Genomic DNA, 21352 nt, shown 5'->3' with positions numbered 1-21352 from the left:
TATTTTTTTGATTTTGTAGCAACTAAAATATCAATCGTTAAGTTGCTGAAAAATAGCAGATTAAAAGAAAATAAAAAAATCACTTAATATGTTGTATTTATTTTATATATTTGACAATAATCTCATAATCAGAAAATTAGTTTAGGTGTAGTAACTAATGTAGAATTTTTAAAGCTCAACTATCTTTGTATCAATGAATTTGTGAAGTAAAACCCGTTAGAAGAGAAATCGAAAAATCATTTAACTAAAAAACAAAATCATGAAAAAATTAAGCCTTCTTTTACTGCTTTCCATTTTTGTAATAAGCAGTTTTTCACAAGAAAAAAGAAATTTGCTTCAAAAGGAAGCAGAGCAAATTAATTTGGCCCAATCGTTAGTAAAAGATTTTTCAACCCTTCAATTTCCCGGCTATAACAGTCGGTCTTTTTGGGGAAATTTGCCATCAAATTTAAGAGAACAATATATTGAAGAAGGCGAAAAATACCTTGACTACGACTGGCCAGTGGTAAAAGCAACCGATTACCTTGAAATTATTCGCTCGGGCGACCGCAGGCAAGAAGTTTACGCAGCCCCCCGCAGCGCTCTACTCGCTCTGGTGATGGGAGAACTTGTTGAAGGAGAAGGACGTTTCATCGACCAGATTGTAAACGGAGCCTGGTATTACAGCGAACAAACCTGGTGGGGCTGGTCGGCACACCTTACCATGCAAGAAGCACCGCACGGACTGCCCGATGCCGATGAACCGGTTATAGATTTGGGCGTTGGCGAAATTGCAAATATTCTTTCCTGGACATGGTTTCTGTTTAAAGATCAGTTTGACGAAATTCATCCGCTTATTGCAAAACGGCTGAAAAACGAAATCATGAAAAAAGCGGTAATTCCATATTACGAACGTGATGATTTCTGGTGGCAGGGTTTGGATGGAAGCCGCTCGGTAAACAACTGGAATCCCTGGACCAACCACAACATGCTTACCGCCATTTTAATTCTTGAGGACGATTATCAGCAAAAAATTAAGGGAGTTCAAAAAGTGATGCGTTCGCTCGATTCATTTTTAAATGATTATCCTGCCGATGGTGGCTGCGATGAAGGACCGAGTTACTGGGGACGGGCAGGTGCTTCGCTCTATCAAAACCTGGATCTGATGAAACGGGCTACCAACGGCAAGTTCGATGTTTTCAATAACCCGTTGATCAAAAATATGGGCAGCTACATTTATAAAGCGTATATCGATTATCCTTATTTCATCAATTTTGCCGATGCCGATGCAACTACCGGCAGCCGCCCGCAAATTATTTACAGCTACGGCAAAGCAATTGAAGACCCTGTGATGCAAAAGTTTGGAGCATTTTTGGCAAAAAAACAGGACTTGGGAGAAGAAACTCCCGGCGGCAAAATCGACGAGCAAATTATGCAATTGATGCACCTCGAAGAAATTGAAAATGCACCGGCAGAAAACGCCCTGATAAGCGATTTCTGGCTCCCCGAAACCGAAGTTGCAGGTGCCCGCGATGAAGAAGGAACATCAGATGGTTTTTTCTTTGCCGCCAAAGGCGGGCATAATGCCGAGAGCCATAATCACAACGATTTGGGCACCTGCGTACTGTATTATAACGGACAACCGTGCATCATCGATATTGGCCGTGAAACCTACACGGCAAAAACATTTAGCAGTCGTCGTTATGAAATTTGGACCATGCAATCGCAGTACCACAATCTGCCCAAAATAAATGGGGTGGATCAGTCGCCGGGTGCAAAGTTCAAAGCTACCAATACCACGTTTAAGGCCGATTCCCGGAAAGCGATTTTTTCTACCGACATATCGAAAGCCTACCCCGAAGAGGCTGCCGTTAAAACCTGGACCCGCACTTACCGCCTCGATCGCGGAAAACGATTTATTATCCGGGATAATTATGAACTTGGTGAAGTAAAAGATGCACCGACCACGCTTAATTTTGTCACTTCGTGCGAAGTTACTAAACTCGAACCCGGAATATTGCAGTTGCAAGGCGATGATTTTACCCTGAACATGAACTACAATACCAAAGCCGTTTCGCCGGTAATTGAATATACCAAGGTTACGGATAAAGGACTAAGTCGTTACTGGGACGGAATTAACCGCATTGTTTTTACGGTTTTAAATCTGAAGACAAAAGGGAAAAATGAAATTGTAATTACCGAAGTAAAATAAATTCGATTCCGTGTTTTCGTTAGAGGAAGCCCGGAATTTTGAATATTTTTGAAGAATGAGAATGTTCTCTCTTTTTCAATAAGAAGCATAGTAAAAGGAAAAATATGATTCGTTTTTTGTTATTTTTTTGTTTGGGAATGATTGTTTTTTCAGCATCAAAAGCTGCAAACTTTCCTAAAAAGACGGATAAACTTCCACTGTATAAAAACAGTTTGATTATTTATGATAACGACGATTACCGGGATGTTTATACGGATGAATATCTCCTGGCCTTGGCCAATCTGGGGGAGATTAATCTAAAAGGAATCATTACAACGTATTCGCCCAGTGAATATCCCATTTTTGTAGAAGGGAGAAAACAAATTATGAATGATGCCCGACAGAGTGGGTTGAAAAATCTGCCAATACTTTTCGACGGAACCAATAAAAAACTTACCCGGCCCGTGAGCAATCGTATTGAAGATACAAAACCATTGAATATTGATGGTGCGAAATACATAGTGGAACAGGCCTTAAAATCGACTCGAAAAAATCCGTTGGTAATCATTACCGGAGGGCAACTTACTACAGTTGCCGATGCCTACCTGTTAAATCCTTCCATTGCCGACAGAGTGGTTGTGATGGGTGTTTTTGGAGGAGAAAAAATTGATTATAATGCAGGTTTGGATGCATGGGCATGGACGATTATTCTTTCAAAATTAAGGGTAGTAGCCATTCCGGTAGGTCCTTCCGGAAACCGGGGGAAAGCATATATGAAGGCTGCTGTTGTACCCAAAGCAAGAATAAAAAATGAATTAAACCAGGAAGTTCCGTTATTTAAGTGGATATACGAAAAAAAGCATCCAAAAAATGAATTGCCGGATGGGCATGACTATGACGGACAACCAGCCATTTTAATTACCCGCCCCGATTTTGTAACCCAATGGAAAAAATTTAGTTATACTGGAATCGATGATAAGGGATATCCGGTTTTGAAAGCCGATAAAAATGGTAAAATATGGCAGGCCGAAGATGCCGATCAGGAAATCGCAACACAGGAGTTTTGGCGCGTCATGCACGACCTTCAAAAGCAAGTTAAAAGATAAAAGAAGAAAAACTAAAATGAGAATTTTAATCAAATTTGTAATATTACTATTCATTGCAATCGCACTGTTTGCGTTTTCAGGTTGCAGCCCAAAAAATGAAGTACCTTACCTTTCAAAAGATGAACAACAATACATCATTCAAACCGCCACAAATGATCTCGACAGTTTGCCGCTTACAGTAACAGCATCGGTTTGTGAACGCAGCGCCGGTGGTACGCATGATTTTTATTCAGAAGGCGATTACTGGTGGCCCGACCCTGAAAATCCCGACGGACCTTATATTCGCCGCGACGGACAAACCAATCCGGATAATTTTGTAGCCCACCGGCTGGCAATGATTCGTCTGAGCCGGATTGTTGGAATGGAATCTTCGGCTTATTTATTAACCGGTGAAGAAAAGTTTACCAAAGCGGTTGCTGATCATTTAAACGCCTGGTTTGTTAATCCTGAAACAAAAATGAATCCCAGTCTCAACTATGCACAGGCCATTAAAGGCAGAGTAACCGGTCGTGGTATTGGCATCATCGATGCCATTCACCTCGTTGAAGTGGCCCGTTCTGTTGAAATTCTGGAGCAAAACAATGCTATTTCGGAAAAAACAATTACAGGTGTAAAAAACTGGTTCAACGATTTTGTTAACTGGTTAACCACAAGTGAATATGGGCAGGATGAAATGACTACCAAAAATAACCACGCCACCTGCTGGGTGATGCAGGTGGGAGCTTTTGCCAGGTTAACTGAAAATGAAGAAGTGCTTACTTTGTGCAGAGAGCGTTTTAAAAATGTTCTCTTGCCAAATCAAATGGCCGAGAATGGCTCATTCCCGCTGGAGTTGGAGCGCACGAAACCTTACGGTTATTCACTTTTTAATTTGGATGCTTTTATGACTGCGGCTGAAATTTTATCCGATGAATCCCATAATCTGTATGCATACAAAACTGCCGACGGTAAAAATCTTGAGCTGGGCGCAGAGTTTATGTATCCTTATGTAAAAGACAAATCGAAATGGCCGTATGAACCGGATGTAATGTATTGGGACGAGTGGCCCGTGCGTCATCCGTTTTTGCTGTTTGCCGGAAGAGCATATAATCATCCGGAATACATTGAACTCTGGAAAAAACTGGAGGGCTACCCTGAAACACAGGAAGTCATAAGGAATTTGCCAATCCGTAATTCACTGATATGGTTATTAAATGAACCCGTGAAAAACTGATTTGCAATTCTGAGTGCGGCATGTTGTCATAAAAACTTCTCAAATACAGCCAAATTTACCGGATTAAATCATTGGTGGAGTTTTTGATCGCTTTCATTTTTCAATTACTTTTGAATAAGAACAATTAACAATGACAGAAAAAGAGATCAAAATAACGTACACCGAAATTTGTAATAACCTTGTTGACCGGAAACTAAAGCCGGCATTCAAACAGTTGGAAAAACTTATTTCTGAAAATAATCTGGGTACTTATTACGACGAGTACCGGAATCTGGAGGAAACTTACCGTTACATGCTGAAATACACGGTGGAAGGCATCAAAGATCCGGAGCGGCAGAAGGTGTACCGCAAATTAATTGTTTCGGTTTTTGAACTGGCCGAAAATGTGAACCAGGCACTGCGAACCAAATTTTCGCCATCGGTTGAATACGAAAAGAAACGGTTGTTTAAAAATCAGTATATCAGCAATCTTGAAACGTATATTTCTGAACTTGAAGATTTTTATCTGGATCATGAGATTGAATCGATAGTAAACAACCAGGCAAAAACAAATTCGGATAAAATGACAGCCGCCCGCGAACACCAGCAAAAAATGTTCAGGCTTTTTTATCATGTTTGGTTTCGCGATAAACTGCAAAACGGCGAAAAGGAAACACTTACCGGTTTTTTTACCAATCCGCTCAGCCCCGTGGCTTACCGGTCGTTTATAATTTCAGCAGTAACACTCAGTTTGCAGCGTTATTTCGATGAGGCCAAATTTTCGGTGCTTTTTGAGGCGTATGCTTCCAAAGAGCCCGAAGTGAGCCAGCGTGCCCTGGTGGGGCTGCTTATCAATTTTTACCGGTACGATGCCCGGTTGCCTTTTTACCCGGCTATTACCGGCCGGCTGAAAATCCTGAACGAAGATCCTGCCTTCAAAAAAAATCTCGAGCGGATTATCGTTCAGTTTATCCGCAGTAAGGAAACAGAGAAAATTCAGCAAAAAATCAGGGACGAAATTATTCCCGAGATGATCCGCATCAGCCCGAATTTTAAAGATAAAATTAACCTCGACAGCCTGATGGAAGAAGGTTTGGACGACGATAAAAACCCCGAGTGGGAAGAAATTTTTAAAGACTCGCCCGGGTTAATGGATAAAATGGAAGAATTTTCGGAATTGCAGATGGAAGGCGCTGATGTTTTCATGGGATCGTTTTCCATGCTGAAATCATTCCCTTTTTTCAATGAAATCGGGAACTGGTTTATCCCCTTTTATACCGAAAATCCTTCCATCTCGAACGTGGTGGACACCAACGACGAAACCAACCGGAAGTTTGTGGAAGTTATCAGCAGCGCCCCCATTTTATGTAATTCCGATAAGTATTCGTTTTGTTTCAGCATGCAAAACCTCCCGGAGCAAAACCGCGAGTTTCTGGCCAAGGGCATGGAAGCCGAAATGGGACAGCTGGAGGAACTTGGAAAAGACGAAGAGCTGGTTTCACCCGGGCGAAAAGCGGAATTCATCTCCAATCAGTACATTCAGGATTTGTACCGCTTTTTTAAACTGCACCCGCGAAAAAATGATTTTGAAGATATTTTTAACTGGCGCTTCGATTTTCACAATAAAATTGCATTGGGAAATATCCTGAAAGAAGATCCCAAAGTTTTGCGGAACATTGCTGAATATTACTTCGCTAAAAACCATTTTGAAGAAGCCGCCGAGATTTACAATTACCTGCTGGAAGAGAAGAAAGACGGCGAATTGTACCAGAAAGTAGCCTATTGTTACCAAAAACTGGGCGACTTTGAAAAAGCGCTTGATGCTTACCTGAAAGCAGAATTGTATGACCTGAACCGATTATGGAACCTCAAAAAAATTGCGTTGTGTTACCGCAACCTCAAACAACCGGCAAAGGCGCTGGAATATTACCAGGCAGCCGAAAAAATCGATCCCGAAAGTCTTAATAATCAGCTGAATATTGGTCATTGTTACCTGGAGCTTGAGCAATTTGAGGAAGCGCTGAAATGTTATTTCAAGGTGGAATACCTGGCACCGGGAAATAAAAAAGTGTGGCGCCCCATTGCGTGGTGCAGCTTTCTTTCAGGAAAAAAAGAACAGGCCGAAAAATATTTCATGAAAGTGATTGAGGATTCACCCGGCAAGCACGATTATATGAATATGGGACATGTGCAGTGGAGCCAGGGCAAACGAATGGACGCACTCGATTATTATAAAAAATCAATTTCAAAAACCGGATTCTCGGAAAAAGAATTCCTGGAAGTTTTTGAGGAAGATTTACCACACCTCAAAAATCAGGGCATCGACAGCGAAGATGTACCGATTATGCTCGACCAGCTGAGGTATTTTTTGGAAGAGTAAATTATGTGAACCAAAATGTTTTTTTTCATACATTTGATAAATGGATAAAACAACAGCTATAGAAATTGCTAAAAGGTATATAGGATTGGTCAAAGAGAAATATCAGTGGGCGTATTCTCAAGTCTGTTTTTGATATACGAAAGAACTTATGCAAAGCTTTGCATAGCACCTCCAAGCAATTAATGAATTACATCGACATTTATTGCTTTCTGGAAGACCCGGAAGGAAGTTGGCGCGAGGTGGTGATGGAAAATAAACTAAAATATAGCTGAATTAACAGGTTTTAATAGATTCGAAAAAACAATAACACCGGGTCAACCGTTTCATTGCTGTTCTTTCCAACAAATTTTTGACACGTTCAATAAAAAACTGACATAAAATAAATACCATGAAGCGGATTTTTTTAATAGCAACAATCATGTTGTTTGTATCAGCTGTAAACGCACAGCAATGGGAAACAAATTTTGAAACGGCGAAAAAGAAAGCAGCGGAAGAGGGCCGGAATATCCTGCTGGTTTTTTCAGGCTCCGATTGGTGCATTCCATGTATGAAACTGGAAAAAAATATCTGGCAGTCGAAAGAATTTATCGAAGATTCCAAAGATCATTTTGTTTTGTTGAGGGCCGATTTTCCGAAACACAAATCGCATGCACTTTCAAAAGAACAGCAGGAAAAAAACAACCATTTGGCAGAAATTTACAATCAGCAAGGACTCTTTCCGTTGGTAGAAGTGCTTGATAAAAACGGCAAGGTGCTCGGGAAAACGGGATATAAAAATGTGAGCCCGAAGGAATACATTGCCATGTTGCACAACCTCGAGAAATAGCCGGTTTTGAGACAAATTATTCTATTCCTGCTACTGGTTTTTCCGGCGCTGCTGAACGCACAGGAAAAATACACGCGAACCCTGAAATTAATGGGCAGCCGGTTCGACATTACTGTTGTGGCTGACAACCAGGAAAAAGGCGATGAATATATTAATGCTGCTGTTAACGAAATCAGGCGAATTGAAAAAATGATCTCATCATGGGATTCACTTTCCGAAACAGCCACAATCATTAAAAATGCAGGAATTAAACCGGTGAAAGTCGATAAGGAACTGTTTGATTTAATTGCCCGTTCGATTAAAATTTCGGAACTCACCAGCGGCGCATTCGACATTACTTACGCATCGATGGACCGCATCTGGAAGTTCGACGGCTCAATGAAAAAACTGCCTTCGGAAAAAAAAATTGCCGGGTCGGTTGAAAAAGTCGGCTACAAAAACATTGTACTCGATCAGCAGATACAAACGGTATTCCTGAAAAAAAAAGGCATGCGGATCGGCTTTGGCGCAATCGGAAAAGGGTATGCCGCCGACAAAGCGAAACAACTTCTAATTTCCATGGGAGTTCCGGGAGGTATTATGAATGCCTCGGGCGATCTCACGGTTTGGGGTACCCAGCCCGACGGAAAACCCTGGATGGTAGGCATCACCAACCCGCTGAACAAAAACCGGGTGTTCTCCTGGTTTCCGCTCAACAACAATGCGGTGGTTACATCGGGGAATTACGAAAAATTTGTGAATTTCAACGGGAAAAAATATTCCCACATTATCGATCCCCGCTCCGGATGGCCGGTTAGTAGCTTGACCAGTGTCAGCATTTTTGCGCCAAAAGCCGAACTGGCCGATGCCCTTGCCACCGGTGTGTTTGTAATGGGACGCGAAACCGGTCTCGACTTTGTGAACCAGATTCCCGGAATCGAATGTGTTATCGTCGATGACCGGGGGAAAATTTATACTTCAGAAAACATAAAATTAAACACCGTAAAAAAATGAAAAAAATCATTCCGGGACTTTTTATACTGCTTTTGCTTGCCTCGTGTGCAACCGTAAAAGAGTATGAAAAAGTGTACATTAATGATGCCGATATGAAACTTTCGGCCAACACAAACGAGCGTTTTGAAACCAATTTTCAGGTATACCGCGAAGGTGCCGCAGGGGCTAACGGAGGAAAAACCGGGGGAGGCTGCGGATGTAATTGAAAAGTTATGAAGAAAAAAGCAGGAACGATACTTCTTGTGTTTTGCAGTTTTTTCATGGCTGCAGCACAAAACACCGACTCTACGCAGGTTTACAAAAAACGGGTACTTGAAAATGCCGAAGTGGATTATTTGATGAGCCTGTACAAGCAGGACGGCGATAATTCAGCTGTGGGAGGCGGCATTGGAACAGAAGAACTTACAGATGTCACACCAACAATTGTCATCACTGTGCCACTCAACGACGACGATGTACTTACCATCGATGCCGGAATTTCTGCATACACATCGGCATCGTCAAGCAACATTAACCCGTTTAACAGCAGCGGAGCATCGCGCGGTGGAGGAGAGGATGACGATGATGAATATGAAGGATATTTTCGTCCGGGAGCTACGAATGCTCAGCCTACCGGAACACCCTGGCTGGCATCTTCCGGAGCATCACGCAGCGATGTACTCACTTCGCTTCATGCCAATTACAGTCACAGTTCTGATTCACGCAATTTTATTTGGGGTGCAAACAGCTCTTTTTCAAACGAATATGATTATACCTCATTCGGATTGGGAGGAAGTATTACCGGGCTTTTCAATCAAAAAAATACGGAAGTGAACCTGAAAGGAAACGTTTACCTGGACCAATGGCGCCCGATTTACCCCACTGAGTTGCACGAATACGCCCGTTACGGCAACAGTTTTTTATCGCGCGGATATTTCGATGGAGTAACTGTATTGAACCAGAGTGGATCGGGTTCCACGGGTTACCACCCATCGGATTTTACGGCAGTAACAAACCAGGCGCGAAATTCCTATTCGGTTTCTTTTTTCCTTTCGCAAATTTTAAGCAAGCGCTTACAGGCCGCCGTATTTTTCGATTTGGTGAAACAAGAAGGATTGCTTTCCACGCCTTATCACCGCATCTATTTTGCCGATAAACCCAATTATTACATCGGTCAGGCCAGTTACATCCCGGGTTATACCACGCCGCAAAACCGGGGAGTATACCAATTGGCCGACGACATTGAGCGGCTGCCATCTACGAGGTTTAAAATTCCGATTGGCGCTCGGCTGAATTACTACATCAACGAAACATTTGTTTTGCGAACGTACTACCGTTATTACACCGACGATTGGAATTTAAATGCTCATACCGCCAACATCGATCTGCCCATCCGGTTTGGACCGAAATTATCGGTTACGCCATCGTACCGGTACTACACGCAAAATGCAGTAAAATTTTATGCGCCTTATGAAACGCACCTTTCAACCGAGCAGTTTTACACTTCCGACCCCGATCTGGCAAAATTTAACAGCAACCAGTACAGCCTGGCGCTAAACTACAACGACATTTTCAACGAATTTAAAATCAGCCGGATGGGGTTAAAAAACGCCAATATCAAATTTAGTCATTACACACGCAGCGACGGATTGAAGGCCAATATTGTTTCGCTCGGATTTAAGTTTATTTTTCAGTAAAGCTGGTTAACTTAGCCGGAGAAAAACGATTGTTTAAACGATGAACTTTTTCAACGGCATTCCATTTATCAGTTTTCTGATTCTATCAGTTTTATTGGCTGGACGCATTTTTGTCCTGCAGAAAAAAGGAGTACAGGTAAGTCCGAAAAAAGGGGAAAGTAACCACTGTCTTGGCTATTATCAGCATCCATTTTTTTATTCTGAAAGAAGAAAAATTTATGCTGCAACATTATGGCGAAAGCTACTGCAATTACCGGCAAAAAGTGAGGCGGTATTTTTAATCTACTTCGTGACTTTTTTATTTAAAAACAGCACCGTCCTTTACAGACTGTGTGAAAATAGTAGACGACCTTTAAAAAAATGGTTTTATTGAATTAGGCATTGGGGAAAAATCTTTAAAATATAGTCATGGGGTTGAAACCCCTTTAACTCTCCGCATTCTATAAATCCGTTCACTAAAGTGAACGGCAATCTATACATCAATTGTTGGCTATTTATTGCCGTCTGCTTTAGTTGACGGATTTTATAAGACACTGCTGGTAAATGGCTTTAGCCCCATTAAAAGTTTTTCTATCACCTTTAAAGTAAGCATTTTTAGCTACTGCCAAAAAACAGATTTGTATTTAATCAGAACAAAGTTAGGTAGATAAGGGTTAATAGAAAAGATGCAGTTGCGACATTATTGAAGGCTGATTGCGACAAAAGAATTTGTCAAAAAAATAATATACTTTCATGAAGCACATGTGGCTATCTATTGCTCCAAAATCTTTCAGGTTGACTGGGGAAGGAGGTCGCAAACGCCGTTTATTATTTTTACCGGCCAGAAATCGCATGCAGATGAGGAAATAAGACAAGCCTGTCGCCGTCAGATTACCGGATGAAATTTATTGATATGGCAGTTGGCGCCTGATTTTTATTTTTTGTCGAATGATAACATCCACCGAGTTACCTGGTGTTAGTTCTCCCATACCGCACATATCGGAAGCCATCAGAACAAAATCACCGTTCTGAAGATGTGAATGCAATGCATGGTCGTATAATTCTTTGGGAAACTGTTCTTTCGCAGGCGATTCTCCAATGCTCATTATCTCGGGTTTCCCTCCGAAAAGTTGTCCGTAAAATTCCACTATTTCAAGTAACCAAAAAACTCACACATTCAACCATTTATATTATTTTGATATCTTTGGGATTATATATTCCATGTATTTCAATTAAAAAACCGTGGTAATTTTACAGGAAATTCGAAGAATAAAATTTGACTATGAATTTGAAACAATTGCTATGTTTTTTATTTTTTGTTCCCACTGTTGTTTTGGGGCAATATCCGTTGGATTCGTTGCTGAATGAACTTGACAATGCAATAGAAAACCATGAAATTTACACGCAAAAAAAGGAGCAACGCATAGATTCTCTTAAACAAAAATTGTTATCTGTTGAAAAAAATTCCATTGCGGAATATGAGCTGAACGCAGAATTATTCAGGGAATACCGTCCTTACATTTTGGATTCGGCTATTTTGTACATAAATAAAAAAATTGATATTGCTACAGCACGTAATGATACTGAACGTTTGTATGAGAGCAGATTGCAATTAGCTTACCTGATGAGTTCAACCGGAATGTACCTGGAATCAGTTGACGTGCTGAGCACATTAAACAGGGAGCAGTTACCAGCCAACTTGTTAGTCGAATTCTACAATACTTACAGGCACGCTTTTTCAGAGCTTGCCTATTATACTCAGGATGCGAGAAAATCGCAAGAATATTGGAAAATATCTGACCGATACACCGATTCCCTGAAAAACCTGTTAACACCCAACGATGAATTGTATTATGCAATAATTGAAAATGAATTGCGCAATGCGGGAAATTATGAAGAAGCCCTGAAAATCAATAAAACACAGTTGGAAAAGTCTTCACTCGGAACACGTTCATTTGCAATCGCCTGTTACAACCGTACATTAACATTCAGGGAAACAGGCAATAAAATGGGTGAAAAATATTATCTGGCATTGTCTGCCCTTTCTGATATCATGTCATCAACCAAGGATCATGCATCCTTGTGGATGCTGGCCAAAATTTTATACGACGAAAATGATATCGAACGTGCCCATAACTACATCCGGTTTTCATGGAGCGAAACGGAATTTTACAATGCCCGGCTGCGGAGTTTGCAAAGTGCAGAAATTTTATCGCTGATTGACCGGACCTACCAGGCAACAGTGGAAAAGAAAAACACTCAGCTACAGAATTATATTTTTGTGATAAGCGGGTTGATGATTTTGCTTGTCGTTGCATTGGTATTCATCTATCGTCAGATGAAACGGCTGGCCGCCATCAGAAAAAACCTACAGGAAGCCAATGCAAACCTGAAAAATTTAAACAATCAGTTGCAGGTAGTAAATACAGAGCTCGATGAATCAAATCACATCAAGGAAGAATACATCGGCCATTTTATTAAATTGTGCTCTACCTACATCAATAAAATGGATGGTTTCCGCCGGATGGTCAATAAAAAACTTACGGCAGGCAAGAAGGCCGAACTGCTCGGAATAACCCGTTCACGCGAAATGATGGACAATGAGATTGAAGAGTTGTACCGGAGTTTCGATAAAGCCTTCCTGCAAATATTTCCTCATTTTGTAGAGAAGGTCAATCAGTTGTTTAATGAAGATGAAAAAGTTGAACTAAAACCGGGGGAACTTCTGAATGTGGAACTGAGAATACTCGCTTTAATCCGGCTGGGAATAAACAACAGTTCGCAAATTGCTGATTTCCTGCGTTATTCGGTAAATACCATTTATAACTACCGGGCAAAAATTAAAAACAAGACTATTTATCGCGATGAGTTCGAAGATTTATTGATGAACATCAGGTAAACATGCAAAATTGCCCAACCTTGTTTTTAGAAAATTCATTTAATCACACACAAACTACCACGGGAAAAGTGAAATTCAAGGCTTGTTTTTTCCACTTTTTTCATGATAAACCAGACACACAAACACCTAAAAATTAGCGCATTAACGCTGGATATCCTGTTGTGTTTTCCACTTTATTTTTTATGCATTCAGTAAGGACTTTTGTAGTAGGTATATTTGTGATTCAAGAAAAATTACGAAGTGTATTAAAATTTCAAACAGAGACCAATTACAAAATTATTTATGGGAACAATTTTTTCTAACATGAAATTCCCTCTCGTTTATGTGTTGTTTTTTTGTGGAATGCTTTTATCTGCATCCGCACAAAACACGATGAACGTGAGTGGTGAGGTAACCAACGCCGCAGGCGAACCGTTACCCGGTGTGAATATTGTAATCAAAGGGACTTACCAGGGAGTAGTGACTGATATAAACGGGAACTACCAGATTGAAGTTCCGGATGGCGATGCAGTTTTGGAGTTTTCGTTTATCGGGTTTACAACCCGCGAAATTCCTGTTGAAAACCGAAACGAAATTGATGTAACGCTCGAAGAAGACCAGCAACAAATTGATGAAGTTGTGGTCATTGGCTATGGATCCGTTTCTAGAAAAGACGTAACAACTGCCGTGTCGAGTGTTTCTGTGGATGATGTGGATGAACGTCCGATAATTTCTGCAGCCCAGGCCATCCAGGGTAAAGCAGCAGGAGTAAATGTTTACCGCCCCAGCGGAGCGCCCGGAGCAGGAATGGTAGTGCGGGTGCGCGGAGCAACTTCTTTCAACGGAAGCAACGATCCCCTCTACGTGGTTGACGGTGTTCCGGTGGACAACATCAACTTTTTGTCGCCCATGGACATTGCCAACATTCAAATCCTGAAAGATGCTTCATCAGCAGCTATTTATGGCTCGCGTGCAGCCAATGGTGTTGTGCTGATAACTACCAAACAGGCAGGCAAGGGAGCCAAAATTTCTGCAAACGTTCAGTATGGTGTTAACCAGGTTGTTAACGAAATTGAATCGCTGAATGCCGCGCAGTACAAAGAGCTGATGGACGAACTTCGCCCAGGCGCAATTCCCGAAGGTACAACCGACAGGACGGACTGGTTCAATGAAGTTTACGGTACAGGAATTACCCAAAACTACCAGTTGCAGGTTTCTGATGGAAATGAAAAAACCAACTACTTTGTTTCGGGAGGTTACCTCCACGAGAAAGGGGTACTTGGTTCTGCCTTTTTCAAGCGATATAATTTCCGGAGCAACGTGGAGAGCCAGTTGCGCGACTGGTTAAAATTTGGTGTGAACTTGTCGTATTCCGACAATAGCAGCAACGGCGTTACAACCGGTCAGGGCTCAAACCGCGGAGGTGTTGTGCTGGCAGTGGTAAACCTGCCCACAGCGGCAACTGTTAAAAACCCCGAAACCGGATTGTATAACCGTCAATTCTTTGGGCAAAACATTACCAACCCGATTGAAAGCATAGAAAACGGAAAAAATAATCAGAACAACGAAAACCGACTGATTGCAACCGGGAATACAACCATTTCTTTTTTGCCCGAACTCGATCTGAAAACTTCATTTACGTTAGACCGGCGCCAGGGAAAAGTAACAGGATTTAATCCTGCTGTGCATGGCCCTGACAGAGACGACTGGGGAAATGCCTGGGACACCCGCAGCAAGAATACCCTGCTGATATTCGATAATGTGTTAACCTACAAGAAAACTTTTGCTGAAAAACACAATCTTGAAGCCATGGCCGGTTCATCATGGACTGATTCGCAATGGTCGCAAAGCTACATCAACGGCTCGCATTACCGCGATAACAGCATTCATACATTGAATGTGGCCAACAAAATTGCCTGGGACAATACCGGAACAAATGCTTCAGAATGGGGGCTTATGTCATTTTTTGGAAGATTGGCCTATAATTACGAAAGTAAATATTTGCTAACTGTGAATGTACGCCGCGATGGTTCTTCCAAATTACACCCCGATCACCGCTGGGGTACCTTTCCTTCGGCTTCGGCTGCATGGCGTATCTCTTCCGAGAGTTTTATGCAGGATGCCACCTGGATCGACGATTTGAAAATCCGGGGTGGTTGGGGACAAACAGGTAACCAGTCGGGAATTGGCGATTACGCTTACCTGCAGCGCTACAACATTACCCGGCAGGCATGGTTCGAAACCGGAAAAGAAGATGCACTTCCGCTGATTACACAGGCGAACCTGCGTACAACCGACCTCACGTGGGAAACTACCACGCAGTATAACCTCGGTGTTGATGCAACCATGTTCGGTAATCGCCTGACCCTTGCAATGGATTACTATTCAAAGCTTACCACTGACATGTTAATGCACGTTTCCCTGCCGGCAGGGGCCGCGGCAGCAAGCAGTATTGTGCGCAACGAAGGCGAAATGATAAACCGTGGATTTGAGTTTTCTGCCGATTCAAGAAATGTAACCGGCATTTTTAACTGGAATACCAACTTTAATATTTCATTCAATAAAAATGAACTAAAAAGCCTCGAGTTGCAGCAGATTTATTACGCAGCCGAAACCACTGATGCTTTTCACCAAACGCGCATCGTACGCAATGAACCAGGCCGCCCATTGGGTGGATTTTACGGGTACATCAGCGACGGGGTAAATCCTGAAACCGGTGAACTCATGTACCGTGATATAAACGAAGACGGGAAAATTACCGCATCCGACAAAACATACATAGGCGATCCCAATCCGGTGTTTGTTTTCGGATTTACCAACTCATTTGCTTATAAAGGGTTCAGCCTGAATGTATTTTTACAAGGTTCGGTAGGTAACGATATTTTTAATGCCTCAAAAGGCGACACCCAGGGAATGTACGACCTGAAGAACCAATCAACCGAAGTGCTCAGGCGCTGGCGTACACCCGGGCAAATTACCGATATTCCCAAGGCCGGTTTCAATCTGCAGCCATCGAGCTTCTTTATTGAAGACGGCAGCTACCTCCGTGTAAAAGATGTAACGCTTTCTTACAATTTCAAAGGCGGTTTGCTTAACAGGATGGGAATAACAAAACTGCAGCCTTATGTAACAGCGAGCAATCTGCTCACGTTAACCGATTACAGCGGAATGGACCCCGAAGTGAACCAATGGGGCAACAGCGGTGCCGTGCAGGGTATCGACTGGGGAACCTACCCGCACAGTAAAACTTTCCTTTTTGGATTAAATGTTGAATTTTAATTGATATAAAAATGAAAACGAAATATATTTTATTCATATTCATTGCTTTTCTGATTGCTTCCTGCGACCTGAATTATGAGCCGCTGGACGCATACTCCGATATAACAGAGGGCGTTACCGAAGATAGCATTAAAGTAGATTTTAGAGATAAAGCAGCAGTTTTGGCACACATGCAAACTTTGCATAATTTGTTTAAAAATGGCCAGGAGCACTGGTACCTCGATATGCTGTTGCTTGCCGAATCGCATTCCGACAACGCGTATGCCGGTTCGCCAAATGCTGAAACCACTCCGTTTGAAGTGAACTCTATTGAAGGTTCGAACACCAACCTGAAACGCGACTGGAACGGTCACATGGGAAACATTGCCCAAGCCAACAAACTGATTGAAAACATTGACGAGGTGAACGATCCCGCCCTTACCGAAGCTGAAAAAAACCAGTTTAAGGCGGAAGCGAAAATTCTCAGGGCAATGATCTATTTCGATATGGTTCGGATTTGGGGAAATGTTCCGCTGGTGACCAAACAGGCGGGTGACATTACTTCTGAAACCATCGTGGATGTTTATCCGGCGTACTTTCCACCGCAGGCCGATGCGCTAACCATTTACCAGCAAATTGAACAAGACCTGCTCGAAGGTCTGGAGTATGCACCTGAAAATGATCCGGGTAACAAAACCCAGTTTTCAAAATCGGTTGCCCGGGCTTTGCTGGCAAAAGTTTATGCCGAAAAACCATTGCGCGACTACGACAAAGTTATCCAATATGCCGATGAGCTGACTGCCGATGGTTTTGAGCTTGTTGATGATTACAACGACTTGTTTGGCGTTGTTCTTACTGATCCCAGCCAGCCACCATCAAACGAAAACAGGGCCATTGAGGCAAAAGCCCGGAACACCAAAGAAACCATTTACGAAGCCCAGTTCTTCCCCGGAAATACCAACTGGGTAACCTGGATGTTTGGTCGCCCGCTCGAAGACTGGAACTTCTATTTCACCTGGTTAAAGTGGATTACTCCTTCGCGCGATTTGATTCGCACATTTCAGAGCGAACCCGGCGATAAACGGTTTGAAGAAACCATTGTGTTTTACGAGTGTGAATGGAATGTTTATTATCCTGCCGAAAATTACGCGTTTATGTACAAAACCCGCAGCGGTTACAATAGCATCATCAAACTGCGCTATGCCGACATTTTATTGCTTAAAGCCGAGGCTTTAATTGCCAAAGGAGACTTGACAGGTGCAGCCGAAATTATCAATCAAACAAGGCGGCGCGCCGGTTTGTACAATTTGCCGGCATCGGCAACAGCAAGCGAGGAAGCCATTACGGAAGCCTATCTGAAAGAACGCCGCCTGGAACTGGCAATGGAAGGCCAGCGTTGGTTTGATTTGGTCCGCCTCGGTAAAGTGGAGGAGGTAATGAATGCCGTATATGATAAAGACGAAGGACGCCCTGCGCAGGTCTATCCTTTTACAAAATTATCCTACGTATTGCCAATCCCTCAGGATGTGATCGATCAGAATCCAAACCTCGTTCAAAATCCTGGTTATTAATCTTGTAAGCAATCATTATAAAAAAAGATAAATATGAATTCATTGATTTACCGGAGAACAAATTATTTCGGGCGATAACGACTGGACCATTCCCAACGGCGAAGATGACCCGGTGATTGAACCGGCCAACTACCGGTTTACTATCAACCTGAATGAGAACACAGTACATGTAGAAAAAATAACGCTTTAAAAAAATGAAGATATTACAAAAATTGATAATTGTATTGCTGGGATTTTCCTTGTTTAGCTGTGTTTCCTGCCAGGATGAAACGGACTCTCCTGTTGAAGAAGCGGACAATGAAGTGCCTGAAAACGGGGATGTGACCATGTACATTACAACCAATACACGGTCGCAGGACTTAAACCGGCAGGTTACCGATTTCAGCGATAAAAGCAACATGTCGCCAACAACAATCCGGCTCGAACCGGAAACGCGCTATCAGACCATGGACGGCTTTGGAGCGGCCCTCACCGGCTCGTCATGCTACAATTTAATGCAGATGAGCCCGGAAGACCGGACTGAATTTCTGACGCAAACTTTTTCGCACACCGATGGTTTGGGGCACAGTTACATCCGAATTGCCATTGGTTGTTCCGATTTTTCACTCAGCGAGTACACCTGTTGCGACACGCCGGGCATCGAAAATTTCGGGTTAACTTCGGAAGAAACGGAATATGTAATTCCCATTTTGAAAGAAATCCTGGAAATCAATCCGAATATTAAAATTATGGGCTCGCCCTGGACACCCCCACGCTGGATGAAAGTGAACAACCTCGAGGATTTGCAGCCTTTCAACTCGTGGACCAGCGGGCAGTTAAACCCAGCTTATTACGCCGATTATGCCACCTATTTTGTAAAATGGGTCCAGGCTTTTAAGCAGCACGGAATTGAAATTTACTCGGTTACCCCGCAAAATGAGCCATTGAACCGTGGAAACTCTGCATCACTTTTTATGGGTTGGGAAGAACAGCTCGAATTTGTTAAAAACCACCTTGTTCCTCAATTTAAGGATGCATCGTTCGATACCAAAATTTACCTGTTCGACCACAACTACAATTACGACAATATGCCCGATCAGGAAGATTACCCGGTAAAAATTTACGATGCAGGAATTGATGAAGAAGTGGTTGCGGGTGCAGCATACCACAATTACGGCGGCAACAAAAGCGAGTTGCTCGATATTCACAGCAAGTATCCCAACCGCGAACTGGTGTTTACCGAAACGTCAATTGGAACATGGAACGACGGCCGCAACCTGGAAGTACGGCTGATTGACGACATGCGCGAGGTGGCGCTGGGTACTGTTAACAACTGGTGCAAAGGCGTAATTGTGTGGAACCTGATGCTCGACAGTGAGCGCGGCCCCAACCGCGAAGGTGGGTGCCAGACTTGCTACGGAGCGGTGGACATCGACAAATCCACTTATTCGTCAATTACCCGCAATTCGCACTACTACATCATCAGCCATCTTTCGTCGGTTGTTAAACCGGGTGCTGTGCGCATTGGCACTTCAGGATTTTCTGATGCCGGATACCATTATTCAGCTTTCGAGAATACCGACGGAACTTATGCTTTTGTTTTGCTTAACAGCAATGCTTCGTCTAAAATGATTACCATCGACGACGGGAACAATCATTTTAGCTACGAAGTTCCTGCTAAATCAGTTATTTCATACCGATGGAAAAAATAAAATACTACGTGATGAAAAATATAAAATATTTGATATTGAGTTTAATGGGTTTGGTGGCATTGTCGTGTACCGATGAGGTTACCGAAATCCAACCGGAAGGAAATCCCGTTCTGGAAATTGAAAACCAGTTTGCCAACGTGCATTTTGGCGACGATCTGCCTTTTACGGCAACAGTGAGCGATGAAGTTTCTTTGTCAACTCTTACAGCAATCTTGTATTTTGGTGAGGAAGAAGTTTCGAGAACAACTATCCGCACCAAAGAAAACGGAAAATATTCGGGAACGATTCACGTACCTTTCGAAAAAAATATCCCGGATGGAACAGCAACGCTTGAGTTTGTGCTGATGAACACCACACTGAACAGTACTTCAAAAACTTTTGACGTGCCAATTACCCGTGCCGAATACCCGTACCTGATTTTGGTAACCGAAAACGCTTCTTACCCGATGGAACCAACCGGCGAACCCAACGAGTATGCAGCAACCGAAGCGTTTCCCTCTACTGATTTGCCGGCGTACATAAAAACACCGGTGCTCGACGAAAAAGGAAACGAAATTGTTTTTGGCTGGGAAGCCGGTGAAATAACCAAAGGCGTTACGGATTACATCCCTTTTGTAAGTCCGGTGGGAGGTACCTATTCGGTTACTTTCAACTCACTGACTTATGAAGCTGCCCCATTTTTCGAGATTTTATTCAACGGGCAGAAAATGCACATGGTTGATAAGGAGAACTACGAAATTGATGTTGATTTGACCCAGGGACAGGGAATAGAGATAGAAGGACTTGGAAATCTTGATGAATGGTGGATTGATGCAGATTATCTTAACCAGCAGGAAGTTGGTCTGTATAACTTTGTTCCAATTGACGGAAAATACAGAATTACTGCTAATCTGTCCATGGAATATTTCAAGGTAGAAGCACTGGATGGCAATTCACCAGCATCACTGAATGCTGACGGAACAGGTGCAGTTTGGGTTATTGGCGCTGGCGTTGGAAAACCATCTGTTGATGAAAATGAGGTAGGATGGAATCCTGATAATGCATTGTGTATGGCTCCTGTTGGCGACAAAAAATACCAGCTTACTGTTGTTGGAGGCAAGTCAGTCAGAGCCGGTGAAATTAATTTCAAGTTCTTCCACCAGAAAGGCTGGGGCGGCGAATTTACAAATGAAACGATTTCAACTGACAGCGACATTGTTTTTATTGGAAACGGAGATAATGATCGTGACCCCGGAAACCTGGGACTTGTTTCAGAGCTGGAAGCCGATGCAACTTATGTTTTTGTTGTCGACCTTTCAGCAGGTAATGATCAAGCTGTTTTAACAGTTACAAAACAATAACAGAGAATAGCTTGTAAAATTAAAAGGCTGTACACCTCTCAGAAGGGTGCATGGCCTTTTTCTGTTTTCAATAAAAATAAATTTCTCTATTCTGTTCAGGAGGTTCGTTTTTATCGGCATCTAATCCACCATGTTTGAAAACTAATTTGAAAGTTGATTGGAACTGATTAAATCATTTACTGTTTAAAAGGCACAGCAATTCCGCAGCAAATTAAAAAAATAGTCGCCACGATCGATCTTCAGGAAAAGACAATACACTACCGTCCTGCTGAAATTCAGCAGGAAACAATTG

The 21352-nt window shown here is 42.5% G+C and carries 15 protein-coding genes; 14 read left to right on the top strand and 1 reads right to left on the bottom strand.

Annotation, left to right across the window (positions count from 1 at the left end; translation table 11 throughout):
• Positions 1-259 precede the first annotated feature (259 nt).
• The 9 genes from ACTCNA_RS13440 to ACTCNA_RS13400 all read left to right on the top strand — a co-directional run bounded on the left by ACTCNA_RS13440 (position 260) and on the right by ACTCNA_RS13400 (position 10716).
• Positions 260-2191 carry a heparinase II/III domain-containing protein gene (locus tag ACTCNA_RS13440; RefSeq protein ID WP_462948437.1) on the top strand — a complete coding sequence of 644 codons (1932 nt, stop codon included), beginning with the start codon at positions 260-262 and terminating at the stop codon, positions 2189-2191.
• 212 nt (positions 2192-2403) lie between these two features.
• Entirely contained in the window at positions 2404-3276 is an 873-nt protein-coding gene (locus ACTCNA_RS13435; RefSeq protein ID WP_462948436.1) for a hypothetical protein, read from the top strand.
• Positions 3277-3292: 16 nt separating this feature from the next.
• A complete protein-coding gene (locus ACTCNA_RS13430) occupies positions 3293-4489 on the top strand; it encodes an alginate lyase family protein (RefSeq protein ID WP_462948435.1) in 1197 nt (398 codons plus the stop codon).
• Positions 4490-4619: 130 nt separating this feature from the next.
• A complete protein-coding gene (locus tag ACTCNA_RS13425) occupies positions 4620-6848 on the top strand; it encodes a tetratricopeptide repeat protein (RefSeq protein WP_462948434.1) in 2229 nt (742 codons plus the stop codon).
• Between the two features lie 418 nt (positions 6849-7266).
• A complete protein-coding gene (locus ACTCNA_RS13420; RefSeq protein WP_462948433.1) occupies positions 7267-7674 on the top strand; it encodes a thioredoxin family protein in 408 nt (135 codons plus the stop codon).
• Between the two features lie 6 nt (positions 7675-7680).
• The gene (locus tag ACTCNA_RS13415; RefSeq protein WP_462948432.1) at positions 7681-8667 is read left to right on the top strand and encodes an FAD:protein FMN transferase; all 987 of its coding nucleotides are present in this window, start codon (positions 7681-7683) and stop codon (positions 8665-8667) included.
• Positions 8664-8873 carry a DUF4266 domain-containing protein gene (locus ACTCNA_RS13410; RefSeq protein ID WP_462948431.1) on the top strand — a complete coding sequence of 70 codons (210 nt, stop codon included), beginning with the start codon at positions 8664-8666 and terminating at the stop codon, positions 8871-8873. The genes ACTCNA_RS13415 and ACTCNA_RS13410 overlap by 4 nt, the downstream gene beginning before the upstream one ends.
• Before the next feature lie 6 nt (positions 8874-8879).
• A complete protein-coding gene (locus tag ACTCNA_RS13405) occupies positions 8880-10343 on the top strand; it encodes a DUF3570 domain-containing protein (protein ID WP_462948430.1) in 1464 nt (487 codons plus the stop codon).
• Between the two features lie 40 nt (positions 10344-10383).
• The gene (locus ACTCNA_RS13400; RefSeq protein WP_462948429.1) at positions 10384-10716 is read left to right on the top strand and encodes a hypothetical protein; all 333 of its coding nucleotides are present in this window, start codon (positions 10384-10386) and stop codon (positions 10714-10716) included.
• 511 nt (positions 10717-11227) lie between these two features.
• On the opposite strand, the gene ACTCNA_RS13395 is transcribed toward ACTCNA_RS13400, so the two are convergent.
• Entirely contained in the window at positions 11228-11470 is a 243-nt protein-coding gene (locus ACTCNA_RS13395; RefSeq protein WP_462948428.1) for a VOC family protein, read from the bottom strand.
• A 134-nt stretch (positions 11471-11604) separates the two neighbouring features.
• Between ACTCNA_RS13395 and ACTCNA_RS13390 the strand changes: the two genes are divergently transcribed.
• From ACTCNA_RS13390 to ACTCNA_RS13370, 5 genes are all read left to right on the top strand, one after another.
• Entirely contained in the window at positions 11605-13221 is a 1617-nt protein-coding gene (locus ACTCNA_RS13390; protein ID WP_462948427.1) for a DUF6377 domain-containing protein, read from the top strand.
• A gap of 282 nt (positions 13222-13503) precedes the next feature.
• Positions 13504-16479, top strand: a complete 2976-nt coding sequence (locus tag ACTCNA_RS13385; RefSeq protein ID WP_462948426.1) for a SusC/RagA family TonB-linked outer membrane protein — start codon at positions 13504-13506, stop codon at positions 16477-16479.
• Between the two features lie 11 nt (positions 16480-16490).
• Positions 16491-18029 (top strand): RagB/SusD family nutrient uptake outer membrane protein, encoded by a 1539-nt coding sequence (locus ACTCNA_RS13380; protein WP_462948425.1) that lies wholly within the window; start codon positions 16491-16493, stop codon positions 18027-18029.
• Between the two features lie 194 nt (positions 18030-18223).
• Entirely contained in the window at positions 18224-19720 is a 1497-nt protein-coding gene (locus ACTCNA_RS13375) for a glycoside hydrolase family 30 protein (RefSeq protein ID WP_462948424.1), read from the top strand.
• Between the two features lie 11 nt (positions 19721-19731).
• The gene (locus ACTCNA_RS13370; protein WP_462948423.1) at positions 19732-21060 is read left to right on the top strand and encodes a DUF5125 domain-containing protein; all 1329 of its coding nucleotides are present in this window, start codon (positions 19732-19734) and stop codon (positions 21058-21060) included.
• Positions 21061-21352 lie beyond the last annotated feature (292 nt).

The organism is Tangfeifania sp. (assembly GCF_055108615.1).
Note: the sequence above shows the minus strand (reverse complement) of the source record. Positions and strands in the feature narration are given on the sequence as shown.